Here is a 26238-nt window from a genome sequence, read left to right as displayed (position 1 = left end):
CATTATAAAACGATTTGCCGCATTATTCCATTTCCACGAGCAGATCGCCCGTCTCAATGGCGTCGCCTGCCTTGACGTAAACCGCTTTGATCTTGCCGTCAATCGGCGCCTGAATGGTGGTCTCCATCTTCATCGCTTCGCTGACCAGCAAATGTTCGCCCTTGCGCACTTTGTCGCCTTCCGCCACCAGCACCTTCAACACCTTGCCCGGCATGGAGGCGCCGAGATGGGCAGGATTTTGCGGGTCGGCCTTGCGGCGGGTCTGTTCCGCAACCTGGGCGGACTGGTCGTGGATGAAGATTTCCCGCGGCTGTCCGTTCAACTCAAAGTAGATAATGCGCCGCCCGTCCGGATGCAGATCGCCGACCGCGACCAGCTTGATGATCAAGGTCTTGCCGCGCTCGATCGTGATCGCTGTCTCTTCGCCCGGACGCAGCCCGTAGAAGAAGGTGGCGGTGTCCAGAACGGACAGGTCGCCGTACTCTTTGACGCTCTGGTCGTACTGCAGGAAGACCTGCGGATACATGATGTACGCCAGCACATCCAGCTCGCTCGGCTCCCGGCCGATTTTTTCCTCCAGTTCGGCCGCTACCTTGGCAAAGTCGACAGGGGGGAGCAGTTCGCCCGGCCGTGCCGTGAAGGCGTCCCGCCCTTTCAGCACCAGTTCCTGCAGCTTTTTCGGGAAACCGCCCGGCGGCTGTCCGAGATAGCCCTGGAAGAACTGGATGACGGAGTCGGGAAAGTCGAGCCGCTGTCCCTTTTCCCAGATGTTTTCTTCGGTCAGGCCGTTTTGCACCATGAACAGCGCCATGTCGCCCACCACTTTGGAGGAGGGGGTGACCTTGACGATGTCGCCGAACATCTGGTTCACCGTGGCGTACATCTGTTTGACCTCGTCCCACCGTCCCTCGAGGCCGACCGCCTTGGCCTGCTGCTCCAGATTGGTGTACTGGCCGCCTGGCATTTCGTGCACATACACTTCCGTATTGCTCGCCTTCATGCCGCTCTCAAAGCCCTGGTACAGCGGCCGGACGTCTTCCCAGTAGTCGGACAGCTTGTTAAACGCTTCGAGTGAGAGGCCCGTTTGCCGCTCCGTATGGTCGAGGGCAGCGACCAGCGCGTTGAGGCTGGGCTGGGAGGTAAGCCCCGACATGGAGCTGACGCAGGCGTCGACGATGTCTACGCCCGCTTCGATAGCCTTCAGCAGCATTGCCACGCCGTTGCCGGACGTATCGTGGGTGTGCAGGTGGATCGGGATGCCGATCTCCTGTTTCAGGGCGCGGACCAGTTCGTAGGCGGCATATGGCTTCAACAGGCCGGCCATGTCCTTGATCGCCAGGATGTGCGCCCCCGCCTTTTCCAACTGCTTGGCCAGGTCGACGTAATAGCGCAAGGTGTACTTGGTTCGGCTGGGGTCCAGAATGTCGCCGGTGTAGCAGATGGCCGCTTCCGCCACTTTGCCGCTTTCGCGCACGGCGTCGATGGCCGTCTGCATGCCCGGCAGCCAGTTCAGGCTGTCAAAGATGCGGAAGACGTCGATGCCGTTTTCCGCCGAGGCCTTGACGAACGCCTGGATGACGTTGTCCGGGTAGTTGGTGTAGCCGACGGCGTTGGCTCCGCGCAGGAGCATCTGGAACAAGATGTTGGGGATGCGCTCGCGCAGGATCTGCAGCCGTTCCCAGGGAGATTCCCGCAAAAAGCGCATCGATGTGTCAAACGTTGCACCGCCCCACATTTCCAGCGAGAACAGGCCGGCGCCCAGCTTGCCGGTTGCTTCCGCCACTGCCGCCAGATCGTAGGTGCGCACGCGGGTGGCAAACAGCGACTGGTGGGCGTCACGGAAGGTGGTGTCGGTAATCAGCACCCGATTCTGTTCACGAATCCAGCGAATCAGCCCGTCCACGCCTTCGCGGTCCAGAATCTGTTTGGTGCCGTCCGGGTACGGCTGGGCAAACGAGGTCCGGGGGATGCGCGGCGTGTCAAAGTGCGGTTTTTTCTCCTGCTTTGGCAGGCCCGGGTACCCGTTGACAATCGTGTTGCCGATGTAGGTAAGCAGCTTGGTGCCGCGGTCTTGGCGGCCCGGGAAGATGAACAGCTCCGGTTTGGTGTCGATGAACGAGGTGTCGTATTGGCCGCTCAAGAAATCGGGATGCGTGACGACGTTCTCCAAAAAGGGCAGATTGGTTTTTACCCCGCGAATGCGGAATTCGCGCAGCGTGCGCAGCATTTTGCGGGCGGCCTGGTCAAAGGTGGTCGCGTAGGTGGAAATTTTCACCAACAGCGAGTCGTAGTAGGGCGTAATGATCGCGCCGGGGTAGCCATTGCCGCCGTCCAACCGCACGCCGAAGCCGCCGCCGGAGCGCCAGGCCAAAAGCCGTCCCGCATCGGGCAGGAAGTTGTTTTCCGGGTCTTCCGTGGTGACGCGGCACTGGATGGCGTAGCCGCTCATCTGCACCGCCTCCTGCGACGGGATGCCGATTTCCGGATCGGACAGCGCGTGCCCTTCGGCGATGCGGATCTGCGCCTGCACGATGTCAATGCCGGTGATCAGTTCGGTAATCGTGTGCTCCACTTGAATGCGTGGATTTACTTCAATAAAGTAAAACTGGCGATCCGGCGTCAACAGAAACTCGACAGTGCCGGCGTTGCTGTAGCCAGCTTGTCTCATCAGCTTCAGCGCGGCCTGACAGATGGCCTCGCGCAGTTCGTCATCCAGCGCCAGGCTGGGGGCCACTTCCACGACCTTTTGGTGGCGGCGCTGCACCGAGCAGTCCCGTTCGTACAGGTGCACGATGTTGCCGTGTGAATCGCCAAGGATCTGCACCTCGATGTGTTTCGGCTTTTCCAGATAGCGCTCCAGATACACCTTGGCGTTTCCAAACGACGAGCGGGCTTCGGAGCGGGCCCGATCGAGCGCTTCCTGCAGCTCGTCCTGGCTGCGCACGATGCGCATGCCCCGGCCGCCGCCTCCCGACACGCCCTTGATGATGATCGGGTAGCCGTGCTCTTTGGCAAACAGCAACGCATCCTGCATCGTCTCGATCGGTTCCGGCGTCCCCGGTATCACCGGGATGCCTGCGTTGATCGCCATTCGGCGTGCCTCCACCTTGTCGCCGAACGCCTCAATCAGCTCGGGCGACGGGCCGATGAAAATGATCCCTTCCTGCTCGCAGCGGCGGGCAAATTCGGCGTTTTCAGCGAGAAAACCGTAGCCCGGGTGAATGGCGTCGACGTCGTTGCGTTTGGCGATCTCAATAATGCTGTCGATGTCCAGGTAGGCTTCGATCGGGCCTTTGCCGGCCCCCACCAGATAGGACTCGTCCGCTTTGAAGCGGTGAATGGAGACGTTGTCCTGTTCCGAGTAGATGGCGATGGTGCGAATCCCCAGCTCGGTAGCGGCGCGGAAAATGCGAATGGCGATTTCCCCGCGGTTGGCGACCAACAGCCGGTTGATCTTGCGCTTGTGCATGGTGCTCTCCCCCTTCTTCTCTCGCAGTCGTGAGCGAAAATTATATATAGTGTAAATATACAAAAATGCGCGAGAGGAAACATCAGTTTTTTTTACCATTCCGGGAGTGAGAGGAGACATTTCCTGAATGTAAGCCGTTGTGTCACCGGCAAATATTCGTAAATGACAGGAGGAAACCAGATGAATCCACATCGATTGCCCGTTTTCGTCTACGGTTCTCTGCTGCCAGGGTTTCGCAACTGGGAGCTGTACGTCAAACCGTATCCCCACCAGGCACTGCCGGCGGAAGTAAAAGGGCAGCTCTACCATTTGCCCACCGGGTATCCCGGTCTGCTGAGAGAAGGGGAGGGAACGGTTAAGGGAGGCGTGCTCCTGTTTTCGCCGGACGTGTACGACGAAGCGCTGCGCGGTCTGGACGAACTGGAGACGTATTTTGGACCGGGCGACCCGCGCAACGAATACGAGCGCGAAATCATGACGGCGCGGCTGGTGACAACGGGGGAAGAACAGCGCGTCTACGTGTATCGCTTCGTGGACGAAGCCTTTGCGAGACAGACCGGCATCTTCCTGGCCGACGGCGATTGGGAGGCCTTCATGCGCCGCAAAAGAGAATAGGGGTGTGCCTTTTTGCCCAGAATGGTAGGGAAAGGAGGGAGCCCTGCCATGGAATTGTTGCATGCCGCGCCCGCCGACATCTGGCGGCTGTTGATTCCGGCGGCCAACTGGATGTATGTTGACGACATCCCGGAGGACGAACTGATCTTTCACTACCGCGATCACATCTACTTCGTCAACAGCGACGGTTCCGTTCTCGCCCTGCCCAAGCCCGCCTGTTTTGAGCGGATGGACGCAAGCGAGTGTTTGCAGCTTTTGGCCACCTCGGACGAGACGATCGACTTTGACGACAACGGAGAGTTTGACTACGGTTTTGTCTTGAAACAGATGGGCTATGTCGTGCCGACCCGCCGCTCACGGGAGAAGGCCACCTACCGGATCGAGATTGTCAATACGATCCTGCCCCAGTCGATGAGCACGCAGTACGAATTGAAACGGGTGAGCTTCGAGTTTGCCCTTTTTCACGCGCTGATGCGCTGCCACGAACTGAACATGAGGAGCAACTGGGAGTACGAACACGAAGTAAAACGCATTGACAAAGTGGATCAGCGAACGGAGAAACACGTCCGCTTCCAGGTGTAAAATTCTACTGTTTGCATAGTGAAAAAGGTAGAAAAATAGAGTATGATAAGTTAGGTACATATGAATCTCTGGTGAGGAGGAAATGTTCATGACTGCTACGATCGAACGCCAAGGCGTGGTCACGTTCAAAGGCAACCCGGTCACCCTGCTGGGCCCGGAAATCAAAGTGGGTGACACCGCTCCCGATTTTACCGTGCTGGCCAACAACCTGACGCCGGTAACTCTGGCTGATTCCAAAGGCACTGTACGTATCATTTCTGTCGTTCCGTCTCTGGACACGGGCGTGTGCGACGCGCAAACCCGCCGGTTTAACGAGGAAGCAGCCAAACTGGACGGCGTGACCGTCCTGACCATCTCCGTTGACCTGCCGTTTGCCCAAGCCCGCTGGTGCGGCGCCGCCGGCATCGACAAGGTGCAAACCCTGTCCGATCACCGCGATCTGTCGTTTGGTCTCGCGTACGGCGTCGTGATCAAGGAGCTTCGTCTGCTCTCCCGCGCCGTCTTCGTCGTCGATTCCAACGACAAGGTGGTATACGCCGAATACGTGCCGGCCGTGGGTGAACATCCGAACTACGAGGCGGCAATCGCGGCGGCCAAAGCAGCGAAATAACGGATGTTCTATGCAATAACCCCTTCGTCAAACGAGGGGGTTTCAGCATGTAGACAAAGTCCGTGGCGCATGGGAGATCGGGCCCGCTCGCTCTCTTGACGCCCAGCAAAGAAGTGGATGATGTCCGCTCCAAAACGCGACGCGGGCAGGGGGCAAACATCTGGGTGTTTCGGCGAAGTGAGACTTGTGCCCCCTGTTTTTCCCCGCGTCTTTCGTTTTTCCGCTGAGCAGGTCGTCAAAGGAGCTCGCTTGGCCCATCCCTCCATGCGATGTACGTTGTCTTCAGCTTCGGTTGATGAATGTGCAGGCCTTCCGGCCTGGAAAACATGAAAATTACTTCCTTGTGGACACTTACTAAATAAACAGTTTGTCTTCAGTCTGTAGCTGCCATTATTGGCAGCTTGTTTGATGGTGTCACGATTCCCTTTTCTTGATTTTTCCAAACGGCTTCATGTAGGTAACGAACGTCATCAATATCAAACAGAGAAGGTTAAACGAACCAGTTACGATCATGGAGAGCCAGGTATTTTGAAAATCTTCACGCTGGATTGCCGAAAAGCCCAATTGCTCTGCGGTTGTGAGCAGAAAAGAAAACCAATCTTGGAGAAAGAAAATGCCCAGAAGAATGGTACCAATGGTTAAGACAAACTTGATGACAACCCAGTAATGTTTGAAAAGTCCCCAGTGAGTCCATACGGACAGCATGACACCCGTGATCAATGTGGCGAGCGCCGGGTATTTTAGCATGCTTTCATCAATGACGTGCATGCTTGCCAGGGTATAATACAGCTGTGCACCATTTTCCGCATTTTTTGCATACAAGCCAAGCAAGAACATGCCCATCGTACCACCGAACCACAGAGCAACGGCAATCACGTGTATCGAAACCAATAATTGTTTTGTTCGGATACCGAGTCGTACAGCCATCCGCAGAAATTCCACCTTTCATTTCGATGATGTAATACTTTTGGTCGACATTATAATTTGTGTGAAGAAGCATTTCGTCCATCCCGGGACTGTTTTCGCCTAAGACTCCAGAAGGGGATCATCGTTTTTCCGTGTGATGGTCAGCGTACGGCTTCGATCATCCAAACAGCCGTACGCCCCTCTCACATAGGTTGACATTAAAATCTGCATTTGTATCTGCAACTCTTCCGCGGGAAATTGGCGCGGGCTCCAGTCTCCAGGTTCCAGGCTCCAGGATGGCGGCTGAACAGTGCCGTCCCTCCGTTTGTGCTATACTGACCAGGAAGGGTTTCCGACAAAGGAGAGACGACATGTTGGAAGAACTGATACGGTTTACGGCTACGGAGCGGGAAGCGGATATGACGATTCGCGATGCGCTGCAAAAACGGTTCGGGGTGTCCCGACGGCTTCTGGTCCGGGCCAAATACCAGGGAGCGATCACCCGCAACGGAACGCCTGTTTTCGTCACGGAGCGGCTGCGGCCGGGGGATGACGTGGCCATCCTGGTGCCCGCCGAAGAGGAAGAAACGGTGCAGCCGGAGCCAATGGAACTGGCCATCCGTCACGAAGACGAGGACATCCTGGTTATCGCCAAGCCTGCGGGACTCGTCGTTCATCCCACTGGCGGACACACGGGCGGAACGCTGGCCAATGGCGTGGTCGCCTACTGGCGGGAGCGGGGGGAGCGGCGCAAGTTTCGCCCCGTCAACCGGCTGGACAAGGACACGTCCGGCCTGCTGATCGTCGCCAAAAACCAATGGGCCCACGAGCAGTTCAGCCGCATGCAGAAAGAGCGGACGCTGCACCGCTGGTACCATGCGATCGTCGAAGGGATCGTGGCCGAAGAGGAAGGAACGATCGATGCCCCGATTGGCCTGCGCGACGATTCGATCATCGTGCGCGAGGTGCGGCCGGACGGCCAGCCGGCAGTCACCCATTACCGGGTGCTGGCGACAGGCGGCGGGATGAGCTGGCTGGAACTGAAGCTGGAAACGGGCCGCACGCATCAAATCCGCGTCCACATGAACCATCTCGGTCATCCGCTGGCAGGCGACGACCTGTACGGCGGCAGCCGGGCCCTCATCGGCCGTCAGGCACTTCACGCGACCAGATTGTCGTTTGTCCATCCGCGCAGCGGGCAGGCGATGGAGTGGAGCGAACCGATACCGGCAGACATGCAGGAACTGGCGGAGCGCGTTTTCGGACACCGGGACTAATCAATTCAGACGTACGGCTCCCTGACGTACACATCGGCGGGGAGCGTGCGCGTCGGCAGATAAGTGACAACATTTCGTCAATTTCCTCTGGCAATAGGAAAGCGTTTCCGTTATGATGAGGATAGAGACAGACAAGAGAAGAGCGGCAGCATGTGTCGACGGCTGGCTGTCTGCGGGGGAACGCCCGCAAGGTTTTCTTCGGTAGCGGACAGAGCCCAGCTTGCGCCTGATGCCCGTCTTGACTTGCATTGACGACAGCGGAATGCTCTGTTTTCGCATGCAGTCGGGACGGTTTGGGGGTAAGCTGGGCTTTTTGTGTGCCGTTCCCAGCCGGCATGGCTGCCGAAGCAGGAGCGCTGCGCAAAAAATGCAAAAGATCAGGGATGCGTACATGCGTATGGCGAGGAGGGATGTGCGTGAAATTGGTGTCGTACCGTCGCGGCGGCCAGGGAGATTGGCGGGCAGGCTTGTTTCGAAGCAGTTTTGTGATCGACATCGCGCAGGCGATTCCGGAGGCCCCCGCTTCCGTGCTGGCTTTGCTGGACGAGTGGGAGCGCTGGAGGGAGCGGCTGCAGCGTCTGGAGATTGAGGCGGATACGGCTTCCTGCGCGGTGCCGGCGGAGCAGGCTGTTCTGGGTCCTCCCGTGCCCCGTCCCCGCAGCTTTCGAGACTTTTACGCGTTTGAGGAGCACGTCAGGACGGCGCGCGGCCGCCGCGGGCTGGACATGATTCCGGAGTGGTATCATTTTCCCGTCTTTTACTTTTCCAACGCTGCCGCTTTTGTCGGACCGGAAGCGGCGGTGAAGCGGCCCAAGGCGGCGCACTGGCTGGACTACGAGCTGGAGGTGGCCTGCGTCATCGGCAAAGGGGGCGTGGACATTCCCGTCGAGCGGGCGGAGGAGCACATCGCCGGCTACTGCATCCTGAACGACTGGAGCGCCCGCGACGTGCAGCGGGAAGAAATGAAGGTGGGACTCGGGCCGGCAAAAGGAAAGGATTTTGCCACGTCGATGGGGCCCTGGCTGGTCACTCCTGACGAACTGGAAGACGTCCGCATTCCCGGCGAAAGCGGGAGCCGGTACGATCTCACCATGATTGCGAGGGTAAACGGCGTGGAGTACTCGCGCGGACGTTGGGCCGACATCCATTACACCTTCGCCGAGATGATCGCCCGGGCATCTGCCGATTGTCCGCTTTATCCCGGCGATGTGATCGGCTCGGGCACGGTGGGGACCGGCTGCATCCTCGAATTGGGGCCGGAACGCTGCCCGTGGCTTGAGCCGGGGGACGTAGTGGAATTAGAAGTAGAGCGTCTGGGGGTTCTGCGCAACGTCGTGGTCGAATAAAGGTTCAGCAAAAACATGAAGGGAGGAAAAACGGATGCCCTTTTACCATCGCATGGGGGAGGTGCCGAAAAAGCGGCACACCACTTTTTACAAACCGAACGGAGAGCTGTACCGCGAGCAAGTGATGGGCACGAAAGGCTTCTCCGGCATTCAGTCGATCCTGTACCACCATCATCCGCCGACGCAGGTGCGCGCGACGCGCCGTTGCGGCGAGATGAAGCCGGAGTACGTGGAGCAGGCGGATCTGCGGCACCAGCATTTCAAAACCTTTGACCTGAAGGCCGGGGGCGATCCGATTTCAGGCCGGCAGTACCTCTTGGGCAACAGTGACGTGGTGCTGGGCGTCTGCGCTCCGACCGAGCCGATGACGTATTTTTACCGCAACGCGGACGGGGACGAACTGCTGTTTGTCCACCAGGGGGAAGGGGAGCTGGAGACTATCTTCGGCACGATCTCTTATCGGCAGGGCGATTATCTGGTGATTCCGATCGGCACCACGTACCGGATCGTGCCGTCCGCTCCCAGCAGGTTTCTGGTGATCGAATCGCAAAGCGACATCGTTCCGCCCAAGCGCTACCGCAACGAGCACGGCCAGCTGCTCGAGCACTCGCCGTATTGTGAGCGGGACATCCGCGTCCCGGAGCGGCTGCAGACGCACGTGGAAGCCGGGGAATTCGAGGTGCGCGTCAAGCGGCAGTCCGTCCTGTACAGTTATCTGTTTGACTTTCATCCCTTTGACGTGGTCGGCTGGGACGGCTATCTCTACCCGTACGCCCTCAGCATTCACGACTTTGAACCGATCACGGGACGCATTCACCAGCCGCCGCCGGTGCACCAGACGTTTGCCGGAGAGAACTTCGTCGTCTGCTCCTTTGTGCCGCGGCTGTACGACTACCACCCGCAGGCGATTCCGGCGCCGTACTACCACAGCAACGTGGAGAGCGACGAGGTGCTCTATTACGTGGACGGCCAATTCATGAGCCGCAAGGGAATCTTCGAAGGCTCCCTCACCCTCCATCCGATGGGCATTCCGCACGGTCCCCATCCGGGCAAGATCGAAGAGAGCATCGGCAAAACGGAAACCAGGGAACTGGCGGTCATGCTGGACACGTTCAAGCCGCTCATGGTGACGCGCCAGGCGCTTGGCATCGAGGACCCGGACTACATGGCCAGCTGGCTCCCGCCCCAAACGTAAACAGGAAAGGGGATGCGCATGGAAATCGACATCAGTGCCATCGGGCGCCAGGACAAATACAAACTCTTGATTGGCGGGGTCGTGCCGAGGCCGATCGCCTGGGTCACGTCCCTCAGCGCAGACGGTGTGGTCAACGCCGCGCCGTTCAGTTACTTCAATGTGGCCAGCATTGAACCGATGTTGGTTTCCGTCGCGGTCATACGCAAGCCGGGCAGTGTGATGAAGGACACGGCCCGCAACATCGCAGAGACGAAGGAATTTGTCGTCAACATGGTGGACGTGTTCAACGTGGATGCGGTCAATCAGACCTCCGCCGATTACCCGCCGGAAGTGAGCGAGGTGGAAGAGCTGGGGCTGACCCAACTGCCGTCCGTCGCCGTCCGCCCGCCGCGTCTGGGCGAGTCGCGCGTCCATTTTGAGTGCCGGCTGCACCGTTTCATGACGCTGGGCGAGCCGGCTGCGTCGGACCTGATCATCGGCGAGGTGGTGCACGTCCACATCGACGATTCCCTTTACCGAGACGGCAAGATCGACATCGACACCTTCTCCCCTGTCAGCCGCCTGGCCGGCCACTGGTACGCCACGCTGGGCGAATTGTTTGAACGGCCGCGGCCGATGTATCAGCCAAAGCAGGACAGCTGATTTTTCCTGCACTCTGATTCCAGGCGGCAAAGGCACGCTCCCGCCGCTGTCACATAGACTGTGGTGGACCCTTTTACATGCAAAAAAGGAGGAGTACGCGTGCAATTTCATTACGATGAAAAGATGCCGCTCAGAATCTTGGACGAAGGTGAATTCTGGAAACTGCAGGAGAGTGAACACACCGTTGTGCTGCGTGAGCTGGTGCCCAATCTGGAAGAGGAGTTCGTCGATGCGCTCGCCGAGTGGGAGCAGGCATTTGCCCAGACGCAGGGTTTGTTTGTCCGCTACATCGAGGCGGTCATCCGTTCCTGCAACAGGGTGAGCGATCCGCTCATGCGGCAAATCAGGGAGCTGGTCACGTTTTCCATGGAACAGAGCCAGCAGTTTATCGCCCTGTTGAATCAGATGGGTTCGGACAGTCCGGCGTTTCGCAGCAATCCCACGGCGCTGGCGGTGTTGAACCACATCCGCCGTGAATCGGAATACTTTATCGGCATTACCGAAGCGCTGATGGCCAAGGCGCTGATCTAGCCCGCTGCCTACAGAAAACACGGCACCATCAGCAGATCATTCCACAGGCTTCACGGGACGGAGCGGGCCTCCGTCCCCGGACGGAGGTCAAATCCCCCTGGGGCCAGTTTTGGGCAACCTTTCTTTCGGGTATCTTGGAGGTAACATCAGAAACGGATACAGAGAGGAAGGAATGTCATGATGGAAAGACGCTTATACCGATCCAGCAGCGATAAACGACTGTTTGGCGTGTGCGGAGGCATCGCCCGATTCCTGCGAATTGACTCCACCCTTGTGCGGGTGGCAGCGGTGATTCTCACCGTGTGCACCTTCGTGCCCCTGTTGATTTACCTGCTGCTCGCGTTGATCATGCCGAAAGAGCCGGCCTGGCCGTACGGACACGACGCCTGCGATCCGTACGATCCGCTGTTTGCCGGTCGGGGATACGGATCTGATCTGGACAGTGAGATTGAGCGCCTGGAAAAACGGGCTTTGATACAAGAAGTACACCGCCTTCGCGCCGAATTGGCGAAATGGAAAGGTCTATAAGAAACCGGCAACAACTGCGTACTTCCGCATATCATGTAAGGTGGAACCTTTACATAGAATGGGGAGGGGAAAGCAGTGCATCTCGGCTTGTTCGATCTGAAGCAAAGGCTGGAACAGACCCGCAAGATATTGCGGGAAAAACAGCAAGTGAAGCGATTGATTGAAGAGGACATCCGTGAATTGGAAAAAGACGTGCAGGAATTGGAAGCGCTTATGAACCGCTACGCGAACAGCGTGCAGCGCTAATCACCAACACCGTGAGTCAATAAAGCGGCAGCCCCCTTGCTTGGGGAGCTGCCGCTTTTCTTTGCAGACCTTGTTAACCGTACGGTCAGGTCGACTGTCACTGCTTGGTCAGAATCACGGGACCGTCGGCGGTAATGGCGATCGTGTGCTCGTACTGGGCAGACAGCTTGCCGTCACGAGTCCGGGCCGTCCAGCCGTCCTCGTCGATCTTGACGTGGTAGCTGCCTACATTCAGCATCGGCTCGATTGTAATCACCATGCCTTCTTTCAGACGGGGGCCGCGTCCAGGCGGTCCAAAGTGGGGAATGTACGGCTCTTCATGAATCCGTTGGCCGATTCCGTGACCGGTAAAGTCGCGCACGACCGAATAGCCCTGTGCCTCGGCGTAGCTTTGAATCGCGTGGGAAATGTCGCCGACGCGGTTGCCCGGGACAGCCTGCTCAATACCCAGATAGAGCGCTTTTTCCGTCACCTGCAGCAGCCGCTTTGCTTCGGGTGAGATGTTGCCCACCGCGTACGACCAGGCGGAGTCGGCCAGCCAGCCGTCCAGGTTTACCACCATGTCAATCGTCACGATGTCGCCGTCTTTCAGCGGTTCCTTGGTGGGAAACCCGTGGCAGATGACGTCGTTGACGGAAGCGCAGGTGGCGTAGGGGTAGCCCTGGTACCCTTTCTGCTCAGGCGTGGCTCCGTGTTTTGCGAGGAATTGCTCGACAAATTGGTCGATTTCCCAGGTAGTTACCCCGGGGCGAATCCGTTTGGCCAGAGCGCGGTGGCAGGCGGCGAGAATTTTGCCGGCTGCCCTCATCCGTTCGATTTCTTCCGGTGTCTTGAGGATAATCATCGGCTCTCTCCTTGTGTTCCAGTTGTTCTCGTTATTAGTGTAGACCTCTTTGCCGTTGATTGCCACCGTCATTTCCGCGTGGTAGGATGGGAAGAGACAGTGAAGATGGGGGTACGTTGCATGGACAAATTTCAAGAGCACCTGGCTCACTACCAGGCTCATGTGAAGGAAGATCTGGAAAAGCGCGTGGCCTTTATCCGTGAGCAGATTGACGGACCCGGGCTCGGCGGCGCCGTCGTGGGGATTTCCGGCGGCATTGACAGCGCAGTATCCGCTGCTCTCTGCGTACGGGCGCTGGGCAGGGAGCGTGTGATCGGCGTATGGATGCCGGCGTACTCGCAAGCCATTCATGCGGAGGATGCCCAAAAGCTGGCTGACGCGATTGGTCTGCAGTTGGTGACCGTCGACCTTGGACCGGCGTTTGACGCGATCGTCCCGGAAATCGAAAAGGTGCTTCCCCTTGACGACAAAACAAAAGGAAACACCAAGGCGCGGCTGCGCATGACGACGTTGTACGCGATTGCCAACCAAAAGGGCTATCTGGTGGTGGACACCTGCAACCGCAGCGAAATCTACATCGGCTACATGACCAAGGGCGGCGACGGATTGGCCGACATCAATCCGGTGGCCAGCCTGACCAAGCACGAAATACGCATTTTGGCGCGCGAACTGGGCGTGCCGGAGTCCATCCTGACCAAGGCGCCGTCCGCCGACCTGTGGGAAGGGCAGACGGACGAAAAGGAAATGGGCTTTTCGTACGAAGATCTGGACCGACTGCTGATCACGGGCGAGACCGATCCGGAGGCCAAAAAGCGGATAGATTACCTGCACCGCATCTCTGAGCACAAGCGGCGTCCGATGCCGGAAGTGTAGACAGGGACAGGCGAGTCACTGCGAATGACGGTGCCTTGCCGTTCGGCGGCTCGCGGAGAAACGGGGAAGACGTTGATTCTCCGCCGCGTTTGTACGATAATAGAAAGTATGCACAGATCTGTTTAGGAAAGAGGTGGAACAGATGTCGACAACCGAACTGATGCTGAAAACGACTTTGGAAGGACGCGTGTTGCGAACCCTGCAGGCTTACTTCCGCAGCCCCAACGATGTGTTGGTCCGCGAAAGCCTGTGGGCAAACGGCCTGTCTGAAGAGCAGGTAGACGTTACCATGAATCTGTTGCAGCAAAATCTGACCGTTTCCGAAATCATGGAACAGCTGCGGGAAAAAGGCTTTTTCGCGTAACCTCGTGACAAAGCGCTTCGATTGACGGCCTGTTTTCACCCGCCGGTTGCCGTGAACGTCAAAAAAAGAGACCGGGTCGACAAAACTGTCGGTACCGGTCTTGTTTTTTTATTTTGCATAGGGAGACGCGCCCGTTTTCCCGCTTACCGTGACTGCCGTTGGGCAAGTGAACGGCGGGCCCGTTTTTGCCGGTACCACTGCAGAGCGGAGTAGACGAGGAAATAGCTGCCGATTGCGACGATGAGGCCCATGATCGCGCTGCCGGTAAAATAGGCGAGTCCTTTTTGCTTCATCCAGGCGATCCAGTTTGCCCACGGCTCGTTGTTGTGCTTCATATGTTCATGCAGCGGCCGGCCGATGATGGAGTAGCCCAGTTTGTAATTTAGTACCATAAAGATTGGCAGGATCATTTTTCCGATTACAAAGCCGATCAATCCGGCGGGCAAACTGCAGCGAAACAGCTTGACCAGCGGAAACAGCAGGAGGAATGCCAAACCAAAGGTTGGCAGCGTGATGAACTCAACAAATATGCCGACGGAGAAACCTCGGGCGACAAAAGAGGGCGCCCCTTTCATCCGAATCAGCTTGTAGTACTCGTATTTCAACTTGCGGTAGATTTTTTTCCACATTCCGGCTTGTCCCTCATTTATCCTATTTCCATACTCCCACTCATTATAGCGAAAAGTGAGTGGGAAAGCCACGGCGAGAACCCATAAAATTCGTCATTTTTAGACAACGGTTGCGATACAGGCGCACAAACCCATGGCCTGCCAGGCAAGGTCAACACTCGCTGCGAAGAAGATTATACTTCCTCAAATGGGAATAATTCACAGATATTTGTCGCCCGCTTCTTCTTTTGGCATAATGTATTGAAAGAGGGGACAAGCGCGAAATGTGGTGAAAACATCTTGAATGAAATAAATGAAATTGTAACAGTTTTTGGCGGATACATCTCCCAATACGGGTACGGCGCCTTGTTTGGCCTGTTTTTTTCTGGGGATTCTCGGAATGCCTCTGCCGGAGGAAACGCTCCTGGTCTTTTCCGGGTTCCTCGTCTCCACTGGCCAGTTGAAGTACGTCCCCACGTTTCTCGTCTGTTTTCTGGGGTCCATTACGGCGATGACCACTGCGTACTGGATCGGCAGGACGTTGGGATTCGTCTTTATCGAGCGGTATGGGAAGCGGCTCGGCCTGGGCTACGCGCTTTATCGCAAGACGGAAGACTGGTTTAACCGCGTGGGCAAATGGGCGCTGCCGCTCGGCTACTTCATTCCCGGCATTCGCCAGTTTACCGCCTATTTTGCTGGCATCACCCGGCTTCCGTTTCCGACGTTCATGCTGTATACATACACAGGGGGCTTATTCTGGTGCGCCTTGTTCGTCACGATCGGCTGGCAGTTGGGAGAACGCTGGGAGCAGTTGTTCGTGCTGGTCGCGCGCAACCTGGCAGTCTTCTTCCTGGCCCTGCTTGCCGTTATTGTCTGCTGGTCCTACTGGTGCAAGCGCAAGGCTGCCGCAAAAACGAAACGGGAGGAATTGCCATGAACGATGAGCAGCGCCATCAAGACAAACAATTGTCTGACGAGCGATTGCCCGCCGTCCGGAGACCGGCCGAGCTGGTGCCGTTGAAACTGCCGGAGAAGCACCAGCGCTTTTACGACAAGCTGCGGGCGAAGATCCAGGCCTTTATCCGTGAAAAGGGAGGCAGCGAAAAGGCAGCCGCGTACATCCTGCTTGCGCCCGACCTGTTTGTGCTGCTGGCCCGCCTGATGCTGGACAAACGCGTCGGTGTTCAGGCGAAAGCGTTGGCCGGGATTGCCGTGGCCTATTTTATCACGCCGATTGACTTCATTCCGGAAGCCTTGACTGGCGCCCTTGGTCTGCTTGATGACGTCGTGCTGGCGGTGTACGCGCTGCGGCGCATCCTCGTCGACGTGGACGAGGCGATCGTGCGCGAACACTGGAACGGGGAAGAGGATCTGCTCCAGGTGATTACCAGGGTGATCAAGTCGGCTGACGAGCTGGTCGGCAAGAAAATTGTGCACAAGATCGAAGAGACCCTGTTTCGCAAAAAATAGACGAGGAAGGACAGACAGATGAGATATCTGCTTGATTATCAAGAGGGAGAACGGGTTGTCACGTTTTGTCTGGTCAAGAGCAAGGAGGTGGGCGTCGCCAGCAACCAGAGCGAATACCTCAGTCTGGAGCTGGGGGATTGCTCCGGCACGATTGCCGCCAAACTGTGGGACGTCACCCCGGAGCTGAAGGAAGCCATCCAGGTGAAATCCGTCATCAAAATCGACGCGACGGTGCAGGTGTACCGGGGGAAAAAGCAGTTGGTCATCCAGCGGGTCCGGCTCGCGTCTCCGTCCGACGACGTTCAGATGGAATCGCTGGTGCCGGTCTCGCCATTCCCCGCCGACGAGCTTTGGGAGAAGCTGCAGCAGGCGGTTCGCGGGATCAGAAGCGAGACGCTGCGCGCGATCGTGACGGAGGCGCTGACCGACGAGGAGATCGGCGGACGCCTGCGCTGCTATCCGGCTGGTGTGCGCATGCACCACAATTACTACCACGGCTTGCTGGAGCACATCGTCTCACTTTTGGCCGCAGCCGAGCGGCTGGTGCCGCTCTACCCTCAGGTGGACCGGGATGTGCTGTACGCGACATGCATTTTGCACGACATCGGCAAGCTGTACGAGCTGTCTGACCCGATCGCGCCCGACTACACCACCCCCGGGCAGTTGATCGGCCATTTGGTGATGGGAGCGGAGATCATCAGCGGCATCTGCCGCAAACGTGACATTCCCCTCGGTGATCCCGAAGTGCTGCACTTGAAGCACTGCATCCTGAGCCATCATGGCGATGTGGAAAACGGGTGGGGAAGCGCCGTCTCCGGCAAGACGCCCACAGCCGTGCTGTTCCACTATCTCGACCAGATTGACAGCAAGATGAACGCCCTGGGCCAGGCGCTGGCCGAGATGGGGGACGAGGAGTGGGCCTACGCCGGCGCCTTGAGGCGAAAGGTGTGGCGCGGCTATTGACAGCGACGAGGCAAAAGCGACTGCCGCTTGCGCCTCGCCGGAGCACTTTTTGAAGCGGATCGGGTCCGCTCTTTTTTCATTTATAAAAACAAACCGAATAGACAATCACTTTCGGTCGCAGTAGGATTTTTCCCTGCTGGTGTCGAATACCCATCTTGATTCCCATTTGCTTGGCAGACCTGTTGCCAATAGCGTAGAAGGAGTAAGTTTAATGAAACGGCCAACCTATACCCTGTCGAGTATTATTAAAAAGGTGTTTCGGTCTGGCGAACGCTCCCTTCCCCGCGAGGAGATCTGTTCCCGTCTGGAAGCGAGCGGGTTGACAACCGGCTTCGGCATGGACGGCAGCGCCCTGCTCGCCAAGGTGCTGCGAATGGAGCAGGCACCGGTGAAAGTTGGGCGTTCCGAGGCGATTATCGAATTGACCTATCAGCCCCATCAACTGTTTGATCTGGCGTACCGTTTTGTGCGTGATACCCATATGCCCAAAACGTTGGAACAAATAGCGGCGGAGCTTCGCCGTCAGACCCAGTTCGGCTGGAATCAGATCATGCGCATGCTGCAGTTGGAGCGGGACCCCCGCTTCGTCCAGTACCAGGGTGATGGCCGCTGGTTTCTGGCGGAATGGACACTGGCCAATGACCAGGTATACGCATTCTGCCGCGCCAACGGCATCACCCAGGTGGCGGCCCGTACCGTTCACCACTTTCTGGAGCAGGAGGTGGGCGTGGCGGACGACGCGATGTTTTTGCCGGCGCTGGACGACCGCTTTCGGTTGGACGGCGAGATCTTGTACATAATCGCCCGCGACGGTGACGAAGAGCAAAGTCAAGCCGGTCTGGAAGCGGCCGCAGCCGTGGAGACGGCGGACGAAACAAAGCCTGAGGCAGATCCGGCAGAAGCCGGCCATACCGATGTAAAAGACGCGGGACAGTCCGGCACCTCACAGCAGCAGTCCACGGACGGACAGCGGGAACGCGAGGCGCAGCCCGCACAAAACCATACACACCGCCATCAGGAAGTGCACGAACAACTTCACTTTGAGGAGGAATTGTCCATGAATACCGTACAAACCCAATCGGTTCTGGAAGAAGTACAACAACTGCTGCGCCAGGCGCTGGGACGTCTGGAGTCGCGCAACGCGGAGATGGCCCAGGAAGTAGTGGCTCATTTTCAGCAAAGCAACATGCAGGCCATCGAAGTTCTGATGAAAGAGAAGCATAAAAACGAGCAGATCGCACTTGGCATTCAGCAAGTGCTGACGACTACCGAACAGCAATGAGCGATCTGGAGGCCATGATCCGGTTTGAGCAGAGGTTTTCCTTGCTGCGCGAGATTATCGCGCGTTATCGGATTCGCCTACAGGAAATGGAACGGGAAGTGGTGGAGCTGTTCGCCGCGAATCAGCTTTCCGCCATCGCTGACTGCATGAGTGAAAAGCACCGCATCGAAGCGCTGATATATCGGCTGGAGCAGTTTATCGCCCAGTGGGAGTCGTCCGCAGTGGCGGGCATCGCTCATGACCGACACGAGAACACTTGAACACCTGATAAGAAATGCGGTATATATAGGGGGATTGCGCTAGATTCCCCGCGCATGCCGCGGTGGAAATGAAAGGAGATCCAAACCCCTTATGTCTGTAGGAAGAAATGATCTTTGTCCCTGTGGAAGCGGGAAAAAATACAAAAAATGTTGCGGCATCGTGACACCGATCACGGAGCTGCGCAGCCGACACGAGCAAAAACTGCAAAAGGAGTACGCATCCTGGGTCGAACGGCTGAACCACTTCGTCGCCGGCAAGGTCAGCAGCGAAACCGTCCAACAGGCACGGGAGCGCTTTGCCGCGGAGGTCGGACTGGCGGCTGAGAGCGTCATGAATCCGGAGTGGGCGGCCCACTTTTTCAACTGGTTCGTCCTTGATGTGAAAGCCAACGGCGAAACCGTGCTGGAAAGCTATCTGAAGCAGCACGGCCGCCGGATGGACCTGGATCTGCGCCGCTCCTTCACCCGTCTGCACTTGAACGCCTACGAGATCGTGCAGGTGGAGCGGGATGTGCTGACGGTCCGCCATCCGCTCAGCGGCGAGACCCGCTATGTGCTGAGAACCAGCCCCCTGAACATGCAGCCTGGTCAGATCATCGTGGGCCGGTTGCTCAATCTGGGGCTGCGTGATCTTTTGTTCTCGGGCAGCATCATCTTGCAACCACACGTAAAGCCCGCATTGGTGGAGTGGTTGGGTGAACATCCGGAAGTGCTGGAAGCAGCGGATAACCCTGAACGGCGCACCTACACCACCGCGCTGTATCGATTCATCGTCGCCTTTGGCGCATCGGAGGGCGGCAGCCGCAGCGACGGTCTTACCCGGCGCATCTACACGATTCCGGACATGGACCGGCTTCGTCAGGCGATCGATGCGCAGCGGGCGTTCGAATTGAAAAAGCGGGACGGCAGCCGGGAAATCTGGGTGTACGCCCCGCGCAAGGAAGAGCATCTCTTTCCGACGCTAAAAGATGCGCTTCTGGAGCTGTACGAAGTGCAGGCTGAATTGATCCTGCAGGACAATACGGCCTGGGTGGAAGGCTATCCGGCGCAGATTGACGAAGTGGCGTCGCTGCTGCAACTTCCCGACCAAGCATCCGAGGAAGAGATTCGCGTGCTGACGTCTACTGGTTCCAGGCTGGCGAAAGGCACGTTGTTTGTCACCAGCGAGCCAATGCTGCCGTCCCCTGTTTTGCAGTGGGCGATGCGCGCCTATTTTACGGAAAAGTGGCTCGTGACCCCGCATGAAGCCTTGGACGGGCTGGCTCCTACGCTGGCAGCAGCTTCTGCGAACGAGACGCTGCAAAACAAGCTTCAGGAACTGATCGATCATCTGGTGCGGGACGGACAGTCCGGCCAGGGACTGGGTCGGCTCATCCACCTGGATACGCTCAAGCCGCGGTTGGCGCTGCCGAACAACACCCTGCACGTGGCCAACCTGCTCAGCCGTCCGCTGATCGAAGGGCTGCCGGAGAGCGTCTATACGGTGCAGCCGGAGCGGCTGGCCGATATCAACCGCTTTGTGGCGGAAATGACCGAGGGCAAGTCGGAAGCGACGGTCAAGAAGTACGACGAAGCGATGAACAACTTCCGCACGTTTGTCCGCAGCGCTTTTGGCCCCTCCTTTACCTGGGAGCAGCTCCGGCAGGAAGACGTGGCGTACTTCCTCGTCCACGACATCTTTACCCGCGTGGACGCGGCCACCAAGACGCTGGCCGGCAACCTCTTGTCGGTGCTGATGGCCTTTTTCAAGTGGCTGGACAAGCAGTACGGCACGTCAATTGCCGCCGCCATGCAGCCGCTGTTCGGCGAGTTGAAAGAGGCGCTGCCGGAGGCGTACCGCCTGCGCGGTCTTCTGGAAAAAGAGGCGTACCAGCGTCTGTTTGGCGCGGACGGGCCCAAGCAGGTGGCAGAAGAACACCTCGTGCTGATCAGCCGGGAAACAGACGGTTGGCTGGCGAAACGGCCGAGCGGCGAAACGATCCGTCTGTCGCTTGCCGCACAGGCAGCCGAAGCACTGGCGCCCGATTGGACGATCGCCGGGCTGATCGGCCAAACCCAGGACGGCTCCTGGTATCTGTACGGGACACCCGAGCTGTATCCGCAGGCCGTTTCCCAGCTGTTGGGTGTCACCACCAGCGTTCCCGTATAACTCATCACATGAAAAATCCCCCATGGGCTGAAATCACCCATGGGGGATTTTGCTTTGGTGCGCTGCTTTCGTGTCCCGTGCTCGCTGTTAAGCGTGGTTAATCGCGTGCCACCCAGGCTCGCAGGTTTTGATCTTTGGGCAGAAGCAGGCCGAGGACACCGATCAGCGGCATGAGCGAGCAGAGCGTGATGACGGACGCAATGCCGTACAGGTCGGCCAAATACCCGAGCACCAGCGCACCCATGCCGCCCATGCCAAAGGCCAGACCGATAATCAGGCCGGAGACGGTGCCAACGCGTCCCGGCAGCAGTTCCTGGGCGTAGACGACCGTGACGGAAAAGCTGGACAGCAGGATCAGACCGCAGAGAAACAAGACAGGATAAATCCAATATCCGGACACGTACGGTGTCAAGAGCGTCAGCGGCAGCGCGCCCAGTGTGGAGACGATCAGCAGGTTGCGTTTGCCGAACCGATCGGCCAGCGGGCCGCCCAAAAAGGTGCCGATCGCGCCTGCGAGCAGGAAGACGAACACGCAGTACTGCGCACTGTCATAGCTCATGTGCTGGATGTTCATCAGGTAGAACTGGTAGAAGCTTTGATAGCCTGCACTCATCCAGGAACGGACGCTGACGATCAGGACCAACAGGCCCAGTGCGACCAGGCGCTTGTTGCGGTGGGTGTAGGCGACTGCAGCGGCGACAGCTTTTTTGGCGCGCTGCTGCCCCTGGTACCAGTTGGCGACGTACACAAGCACTGCACTGGCGGCAGCTGCCGGGACCAAAAACCACATCGCGCCCGGCTGGCCCAACTGTTGGAAGATCAATATGGTCATCAGCGGCGCGAGCGCCTGTCCGGCGTTGCCCCCCACCTGAAAAATGGACTGTCCCAATCCTCGGCGGGTGCCGGAGGCGTGGTGGGCGACCCGCGATGCTTCCGGATGAAATACGGCCGACCCGATGCCGACGCAGGCGACGGCGAGCAGCACGACGTAGTAATTGCTGGCCAGGGCCAGTGACAGCATGCCGAGCCCGGAGACCAACAGACCGACCGGCAGCATGTACGGTCGCGACTTGCGGTCGGATATGTACCCGACGACCGGCTGGAGAGCGGAAGCCGTCAGGTTCATGACCAATAGGATCATGCCCACCTGGGTATACGTCAGGGCCAAATTTGCTTCAAGAACTGGCAGCAGGGCGGGAATGACCGCCTGCAGGCTGTCGTTGAGCAGGTGGACCAGGCTGATAGCAAACAACACACGGTACACCGTGGGAGCGGCATGTACCGCAGCAGAGGTGTTAACACTGCCGCTATGGGCACTCATAAGTTCATCTCCGTCATCGTTTTTGCCCTTAACTGTAGCACTGTTTGCGCCGCTCGTCACTACTGAACATTGATCATATGCCGATGTGAAATAAACGTGCAAGCGAACGCGTATTCCATCTTGTGGTAGGGAAACACAGAATAATGTCGAAAGAGTAAGAAAATGCAAGAAGACGCGAATGGCGACGAGGGGGGCATGACATGCTGGGTAGCATGAAGGAATACTGGTTGTGCGCTGGGGGAGCCAATGTGGACGTGCAGGGGATCACGTCCGCCGCACTGCTGCCGGGAACGAGCAATCCGGGTATCGTACGTCAGACGGCGGGCGGCGTGGCGCGCAACGTGGCTGACCACCTGGCGCGCCTGGGAGAAGAGGTGCTGCTGTTCGCGCTGGTTGGCGAAGATGCGGAAGGGGAATGGCTGCGCCAGATGACGGCCCAAAGCGGCGTGGCGACCATCGGGATGGTCCGCGTTCCTGGCGGCAGGACGGGACGCTATCTGGCCATCCGCGCCGCTGACGGCGAACTGCTCGCGGCCATCTCCGACATGGCGGTGAACGAGGCGTGGACGGAGCAGATGATGGAAGACGGTGTAAAGCGGCTGCAGCATGCAACCGGCTTGTTTCTGGACGCCAATTTGCCGGAGTGGGTCATCCGCCGTTTTCTGCGGGAAGGGATGCGCCGGGGCATACCTGTCGTGGCCGATCCCGTCTCGGTGAAAAAGGCGGAGCGGTGGCGGGGGCTTTTACACGGCGTCAAGCTGATCGTCATCGACACGGACGAGCTGGAAGTGCTGACGGGGAAGCCTGCGTCCTCGGCTGCGGGCGCGGAAGCGGCAGCCAGCATACTGCTCAACGAGGGAGTCCAACAGGTGATCGTGCTGGGCGGTGAAAACGGCCTGTATGTGTGCCGGCAGTCAGAGGCGCTCTGGTTGCCGCAGCCCGATTGCTCCCTGCGCGAAACTGCCAAGGATGCGTTTGTGGCGGGCGTGCTGGCTGCCCTCAGAAAAACCGAGTCGCTCGCCGAGCAAGCGGCATTTGGCGTAACGGTGGCGGAACGGGCAGCCGCCTAGCTGCCGCTCACGCACGAATCGATGCGGAAGCGAACGGAAGCCTGCGCGACACAGGGACGACAATGACCTAAACTCTTTAACAAGAACCACTCCTCCATCGACAACCAATGGAGGAGTTTTACGTTCTGGCAACATTTTTCTACAAAAATGGACAACAATATGGTATAATACCGAAGTCAGAGTATTACTATTTGGAAGAAATATGCGGTGCTTTATTTCAACAAGCACTTTTCTTGTTTTTTCGATCTTTTCACAACTTTTTTCCAATGCTAACAAGGAGTTTGATACATATGCCTGAAACTGTGGCAACGCGCACGCGCACTTCCGCACAGAAGAAAAAGTCGGCGCGTCGGCGCACCCTGCGCAGACGGCTGATTTTGTTCAGCTTGTTCATGCTGCTGATGATCGGCGGAGCGGCTGGCGCGGTTTACTGGAAAATCGATCGGACACTGGATACCGTGACGAATAACGACTTTTCTCCGCTAACTTCAAATACAGACCCTACCTACCATTCCGACAAGCCGCTGTCGTTTATCATTCTCGGCCGGGATACACGCCCGGAGACAGGGACGATGAATACGGACGTCATGATCGTCGCCGTCGCCAACCCGGAGACGAAAAAGGTGACCATGGTGTCGATCCCGCGGGATACGCGGGTAAAGATTCCGGGGTACCGGGACTACCATAAAATCAACGCCGTCTACGCCAACGGGGAGGCGGAGCGACGTCGGGCGGAGCGGAACAACGAAACGCCGACGGAAGACGGCATCTCGCTGACGAAAAAGACGCTGACGGAACTGCTGGGCATTCCGATCCATCATTACGTCGCAGTTGACTTTGAAGGCTTCAAGGCGGTCATCGACGAGTTGGGCGGCGTCGAGGTCAACGTCGACCGCAAACTGGTGTACGATGACCCGACGGACGGCACCCATATCAACCTGGAGCCCGGTCTGCAGCTTTTGAACGGCGAGCAGGCGCTGGGCTACGTCCGCCATCGGCACGACAACCGCGGCACCAAATACTTTTCCACCGACTTTGACCGCAACCGCCGTCAGCAGGAGGTTATCCGAGCTGTAGTGGACAAGGCCACTTCGCTGGACGGCTTGACGAAAATCTTTAACGTCATGGATATAGGCGCAAAGCACATTCATACCGATCTGTCCAAAGAGCAGATCAAGGGGCTCGCCTACGACTTCAAGGGATTCAATTCCTCTTCGCTGGTTACGTTGGATAACGGGGCGTACTGGAAAGGTGGGTACACCTACCTGCCCAAGGAAAACCTGAACGCCATCCGAACCACCCTGCAGACGGAGATGGGCCTGTCGGGAAGCGTCGTCGCTCAGTTAAACGATTCTCCCGTACTGGAGAGCGGGGAGGAGACAGTGACCGCCAGCAGCAATCCGCGCAAGAAAAGCACATCTGCAACGGTGGAGACGGCTGCACCGGCGACCCGGCCAGCCAAGTCGAAGGCGAAGGAAGAAACGCCATCCAATCCGGCACAGGACGAAACTGAGCTGAAGCCGGAAACAGGCGAAACACCGCCGCCTGATATTATTTCGCCGACGGGACAGGATGGCACGCCGTCGTCCAATCCCGTGCCGTCGACGGGAACCACACCGCCGCCGGACATCGTGCCGCCGGCAGGAAGCCAACAGCAGGTGCCGACAGCAGTCGATCCGTCCGACCAGATCAGCACCTCGTAGCCGTGTCGCGATAAAGAGAGCAGAGAAAACACCCGGTAGACCGGGTGTTTTTTTTGCTGGGCGGAGGACGATGTCATGTTCTGCGTACAAAAAAGTTTTTTTGCAAAATAAATGCACAAGGTGGTTTAAAAACACCGAAAGCGTGGTAGAATAATAATATACTGATAAGACAGATCATTCAGACAAATATGCTGACGGGAGGGATTTTGGATGACGATTTTTTTAGTCAACCTGTTTCTGGTGATCGCGTTCGTATACATTATCAGCCGCCAACAAAACGAAGAAATCATTTATGATGAAGATTTTTTCCTCCAGAACCCCTCAGCTTTGGAAGAGTATCATCAAATGCCGCCCGACTTTCAGCAGGCGTTTTTCCGGAAACATAAAGAGTGGATCAAGGAAAAGTACATGCGCGGTGAGAGCTATGTCCTCGCCTTTTGTCCCAATAAAGAAGTCCGGCGTGCTTGGCTGGCGGAGTTCATGAACCAAAAAAACGTTAACAATCCCCCGACCCCTTCTTCGTGAAGGGGTTTCAATTTGCAGACAAAGTCCGAGGTGTCATGTGTGATGGTGCCCGCTCGCTCTCTTGACGACCAGCAAAGAAGTGGATATTGTCCGCTCCAAAACGCGACGCGGGCAGGGGGCAAACAAATTTGGTTGATGAATGTGCAGGCCACCGGCCTGGGGCCTGGTTACGATGGGAAAATCTTACGATGTGGAACCTTTAATGATAAAAAAGAACAGCTTGTCTTCACTCTGCACCCCTTCTTCGTGAAGGAGTTTTCCACTGCCCGGGCGCACGTGATATACTCAAAAGAAAGAGTGACAGCAAGACTGGAGGAACATGTTTGTGTTGCAGCGCATGATGGAAATATTGGACCAAACACTCTCGGGCCACGGGGTGATCCGCGACGTAATTCTGCGGACGGAGCATTCCCTGCTGGAGGACGAGGAGACGCGGGAGATCACGGTATACGTGACGGCTTCGGCGGAGGAGAGCGAACAGCCGCTTGCGACCGTGCATCTGTTTCCGCTGCCCGACGCTGCCGCCTGCGAAGTGGAGGCACAGATCGACTATCCCGGAGCAGTTGAGGCAGAGGCGGCCGCCCGACTGTGGGAGCGGGCTCGTGAGATTGTGCCGGACGTTTCCTTGACGGAAAAGCGGCGCTGTCTCAACCCAGGCGTTCTCGCCGAGTACGGCGTGACTCTCGATTTTCACTTTGTGGTGGAAGAGCCTGATACAGATGAAACAAACGCGCACTGTCGGCAGGCTCTCGATCAATTCGCCGCCAACTTGGGCAGATTGCTCCGGCTGTAAGCAGGCCGGGGCAGCAGGAAAACCGGCCGTGCCCGCCGAAATGATGGGGAGTAAAAATGAATGAGC

Annotated in this window: 26 protein-coding genes and 1 pseudogene; 22 read left to right on the top strand and 5 right to left on the bottom strand. The window is 57.7% G+C overall.

Annotated elements, in window-relative coordinates; translation table 11 throughout:
* Positions 1–22: 22 nt before the first annotated feature.
* The gene (locus IRT44_RS00355) at positions 23–3469 is read right to left on the bottom strand and encodes a pyruvate carboxylase (protein ID WP_171567119.1); all 3447 of its coding nucleotides are present in this window, start codon (positions 3467–3469) and stop codon (positions 23–25) included.
* Positions 3470–3649: 180 nt separating this feature from the next.
* Between IRT44_RS00355 and IRT44_RS00350 the strand changes: the two genes are divergently transcribed.
* The 3 genes from IRT44_RS00350 (at position 3650) to tpx (ending at position 5276) form a co-directional block, all read left to right on the top strand.
* Complete coding sequence (locus IRT44_RS00350) at positions 3650–4084, top strand: gamma-glutamylcyclotransferase family protein (RefSeq protein WP_230077252.1); 435 nt, start codon at positions 3650–3652, stop codon at positions 4082–4084.
* A gap of 48 nt (positions 4085–4132) precedes the next feature.
* Complete coding sequence (locus IRT44_RS00345; RefSeq protein ID WP_212132757.1) at positions 4133–4666, top strand: hypothetical protein; 534 nt, start codon at positions 4133–4135, stop codon at positions 4664–4666.
* 88 nt (positions 4667–4754) lie between these two features.
* Positions 4755–5276: a thiol peroxidase gene (tpx, locus tag IRT44_RS00340; RefSeq protein WP_171567116.1), complete on the top strand. Its 522-nt coding sequence runs from the start codon at positions 4755–4757 to the stop codon at positions 5274–5276.
* Between the two features lie 414 nt (positions 5277–5690).
* On the opposite strand, the gene IRT44_RS00335 is transcribed toward tpx, so the two are convergent.
* On the bottom strand, positions 5691–6203 hold the full coding sequence (locus IRT44_RS00335) for a DUF2269 family protein (RefSeq protein ID WP_171567115.1): 513 nt from the start codon (positions 6201–6203) through the stop codon (positions 5691–5693).
* Between the two features lie 350 nt (positions 6204–6553).
* Here IRT44_RS00335 and IRT44_RS00330 point away from each other — a divergent pair, with 350 nt between their 5' ends.
* From IRT44_RS00330 to IRT44_RS00300, 7 genes are all read left to right on the top strand, one after another.
* Entirely contained in the window at positions 6554–7459 is a 906-nt protein-coding gene (locus IRT44_RS00330; RefSeq protein WP_230077251.1) for an RluA family pseudouridine synthase, read from the top strand.
* Between the two features lie 416 nt (positions 7460–7875).
* On the top strand, positions 7876–8805 hold the full coding sequence (locus IRT44_RS00325) for a fumarylacetoacetate hydrolase family protein (protein WP_212132755.1): 930 nt from the start codon (positions 7876–7878) through the stop codon (positions 8803–8805).
* 34 nt (positions 8806–8839) lie between these two features.
* Entirely contained in the window at positions 8840–10000 is a 1161-nt protein-coding gene (locus IRT44_RS00320) for a homogentisate 1,2-dioxygenase (protein WP_171567110.1), read from the top strand.
* Positions 10001–10018: 18 nt separating this feature from the next.
* Positions 10019–10642, top strand: coding sequence for a flavin reductase family protein (locus tag IRT44_RS00315; protein ID WP_171567107.1), 624 nt, complete (start codon positions 10019–10021; stop codon positions 10640–10642).
* 99 nt (positions 10643–10741) lie between these two features.
* Positions 10742–11173 carry a DUF2935 domain-containing protein gene (locus IRT44_RS00310; protein WP_171567105.1) on the top strand — a complete coding sequence of 144 codons (432 nt, stop codon included), beginning with the start codon at positions 10742–10744 and terminating at the stop codon, positions 11171–11173.
* A 177-nt stretch (positions 11174–11350) separates the two neighbouring features.
* A complete protein-coding gene (locus IRT44_RS00305; protein WP_171567103.1) occupies positions 11351–11701 on the top strand; it encodes a PspC domain-containing protein in 351 nt (116 codons plus the stop codon).
* Between the two features lie 75 nt (positions 11702–11776).
* Complete coding sequence (locus tag IRT44_RS00300) at positions 11777–11947, top strand: hypothetical protein (protein ID WP_171567101.1); 171 nt, start codon at positions 11777–11779, stop codon at positions 11945–11947.
* Between the two features lie 97 nt (positions 11948–12044).
* Here IRT44_RS00300 and map read toward each other — a convergent pair whose 3' ends face one another.
* The gene (gene map / locus IRT44_RS00295) at positions 12045–12791 is read right to left on the bottom strand and encodes a type I methionyl aminopeptidase (RefSeq protein WP_171567099.1); all 747 of its coding nucleotides are present in this window, start codon (positions 12789–12791) and stop codon (positions 12045–12047) included.
* Positions 12792–12911: 120 nt separating this feature from the next.
* Here map and nadE point away from each other — a divergent pair, with 120 nt between their 5' ends.
* The gene (gene nadE / locus IRT44_RS00290) at positions 12912–13664 is read left to right on the top strand and encodes an NAD(+) synthase (RefSeq protein WP_171567096.1); all 753 of its coding nucleotides are present in this window, start codon (positions 12912–12914) and stop codon (positions 13662–13664) included.
* Between the two features lie 142 nt (positions 13665–13806).
* The gene (locus tag IRT44_RS00285; RefSeq protein ID WP_171567095.1) at positions 13807–14028 is read left to right on the top strand and encodes a hypothetical protein; all 222 of its coding nucleotides are present in this window, start codon (positions 13807–13809) and stop codon (positions 14026–14028) included.
* A 143-nt stretch (positions 14029–14171) separates the two neighbouring features.
* Here IRT44_RS00285 and IRT44_RS00280 read toward each other — a convergent pair whose 3' ends face one another.
* The gene (locus tag IRT44_RS00280; RefSeq protein ID WP_171567093.1) at positions 14172–14657 is read right to left on the bottom strand and encodes a DUF2062 domain-containing protein; all 486 of its coding nucleotides are present in this window, start codon (positions 14655–14657) and stop codon (positions 14172–14174) included.
* Positions 14658–14945: 288 nt separating this feature from the next.
* Here IRT44_RS00280 and IRT44_RS00275 point away from each other — a divergent pair.
* The 6 genes and pseudogenes from IRT44_RS00275 to IRT44_RS00250 all read left to right on the top strand — a co-directional run bounded on the left by IRT44_RS00275 (position 14946) and on the right by IRT44_RS00250 (position 20760).
* Positions 14946–15573 (top strand): annotated as a pseudogene (locus IRT44_RS00275) (DedA family protein).
* A complete protein-coding gene (locus IRT44_RS00270; RefSeq protein ID WP_171567091.1) occupies positions 15570–16106 on the top strand; it encodes a YkvA family protein in 537 nt (178 codons plus the stop codon). Before IRT44_RS00275 ends, IRT44_RS00270 begins: the two are co-directional and overlap by 4 nt.
* An 18-nt stretch (positions 16107–16124) precedes the next feature.
* Positions 16125–17069, top strand: coding sequence for a 3'-5' exoribonuclease YhaM family protein (locus IRT44_RS00265; RefSeq protein ID WP_212132754.1), 945 nt, complete (start codon positions 16125–16127; stop codon positions 17067–17069).
* Between the two features lie 211 nt (positions 17070–17280).
* The gene (locus IRT44_RS00260; protein ID WP_230077250.1) at positions 17281–18351 is read left to right on the top strand and encodes a hypothetical protein; all 1071 of its coding nucleotides are present in this window, start codon (positions 17281–17283) and stop codon (positions 18349–18351) included.
* Between the two features lie 14 nt (positions 18352–18365).
* Positions 18366–18611 carry a hypothetical protein gene (locus IRT44_RS00255; RefSeq protein WP_230077249.1) on the top strand — a complete coding sequence of 82 codons (246 nt, stop codon included), beginning with the start codon at positions 18366–18368 and terminating at the stop codon, positions 18609–18611.
* A 43-nt stretch (positions 18612–18654) separates the two neighbouring features.
* Positions 18655–20760: a YecA family protein gene (locus tag IRT44_RS00250; RefSeq protein WP_409978437.1), complete on the top strand. Its 2106-nt coding sequence runs from the start codon at positions 18655–18657 to the stop codon at positions 20758–20760.
* A gap of 97 nt (positions 20761–20857) precedes the next feature.
* Here the strand turns inward: IRT44_RS00250 and IRT44_RS00245 are convergent, their stop codons facing one another.
* Positions 20858–22081, bottom strand: coding sequence for an MFS transporter (locus tag IRT44_RS00245; protein WP_230077247.1), 1224 nt, complete (start codon positions 22079–22081; stop codon positions 20858–20860).
* A gap of 200 nt (positions 22082–22281) precedes the next feature.
* On the opposite strand from IRT44_RS00245, the gene IRT44_RS00240 reads away from it, so the two are divergent.
* From IRT44_RS00240 to IRT44_RS00225, 4 genes are all read left to right on the top strand, one after another.
* The gene (locus tag IRT44_RS00240) at positions 22282–23151 is read left to right on the top strand and encodes a carbohydrate kinase family protein (RefSeq protein WP_171567079.1); all 870 of its coding nucleotides are present in this window, start codon (positions 22282–22284) and stop codon (positions 23149–23151) included.
* A gap of 290 nt (positions 23152–23441) precedes the next feature.
* Positions 23442–24854 (top strand): LCP family protein, encoded by a 1413-nt coding sequence (locus IRT44_RS00235; protein ID WP_171567077.1) that lies wholly within the window; start codon positions 23442–23444, stop codon positions 24852–24854.
* 210 nt (positions 24855–25064) lie between these two features.
* Positions 25065–25379, top strand: a complete 315-nt coding sequence (locus IRT44_RS00230; protein WP_171567076.1) for a hypothetical protein — start codon at positions 25065–25067, stop codon at positions 25377–25379.
* A gap of 319 nt (positions 25380–25698) precedes the next feature.
* Complete coding sequence (locus tag IRT44_RS00225; RefSeq protein WP_230077246.1) at positions 25699–26172, top strand: hypothetical protein; 474 nt, start codon at positions 25699–25701, stop codon at positions 26170–26172.
* The last annotated feature ends 66 nt before the right edge of the window (positions 26173–26238 follow it).

The organism is Brevibacillus sedimenti, from assembly GCF_020923495.1.
Lineage (GTDB): Bacteria > Bacillota > Bacilli > Brevibacillales > Brevibacillaceae > Brevibacillus > Brevibacillus aydinogluensis.
The sequence above is the reverse complement of the archived record's forward strand: the minus strand, read 5'-3'. Positions and strand labels throughout refer to the sequence as shown.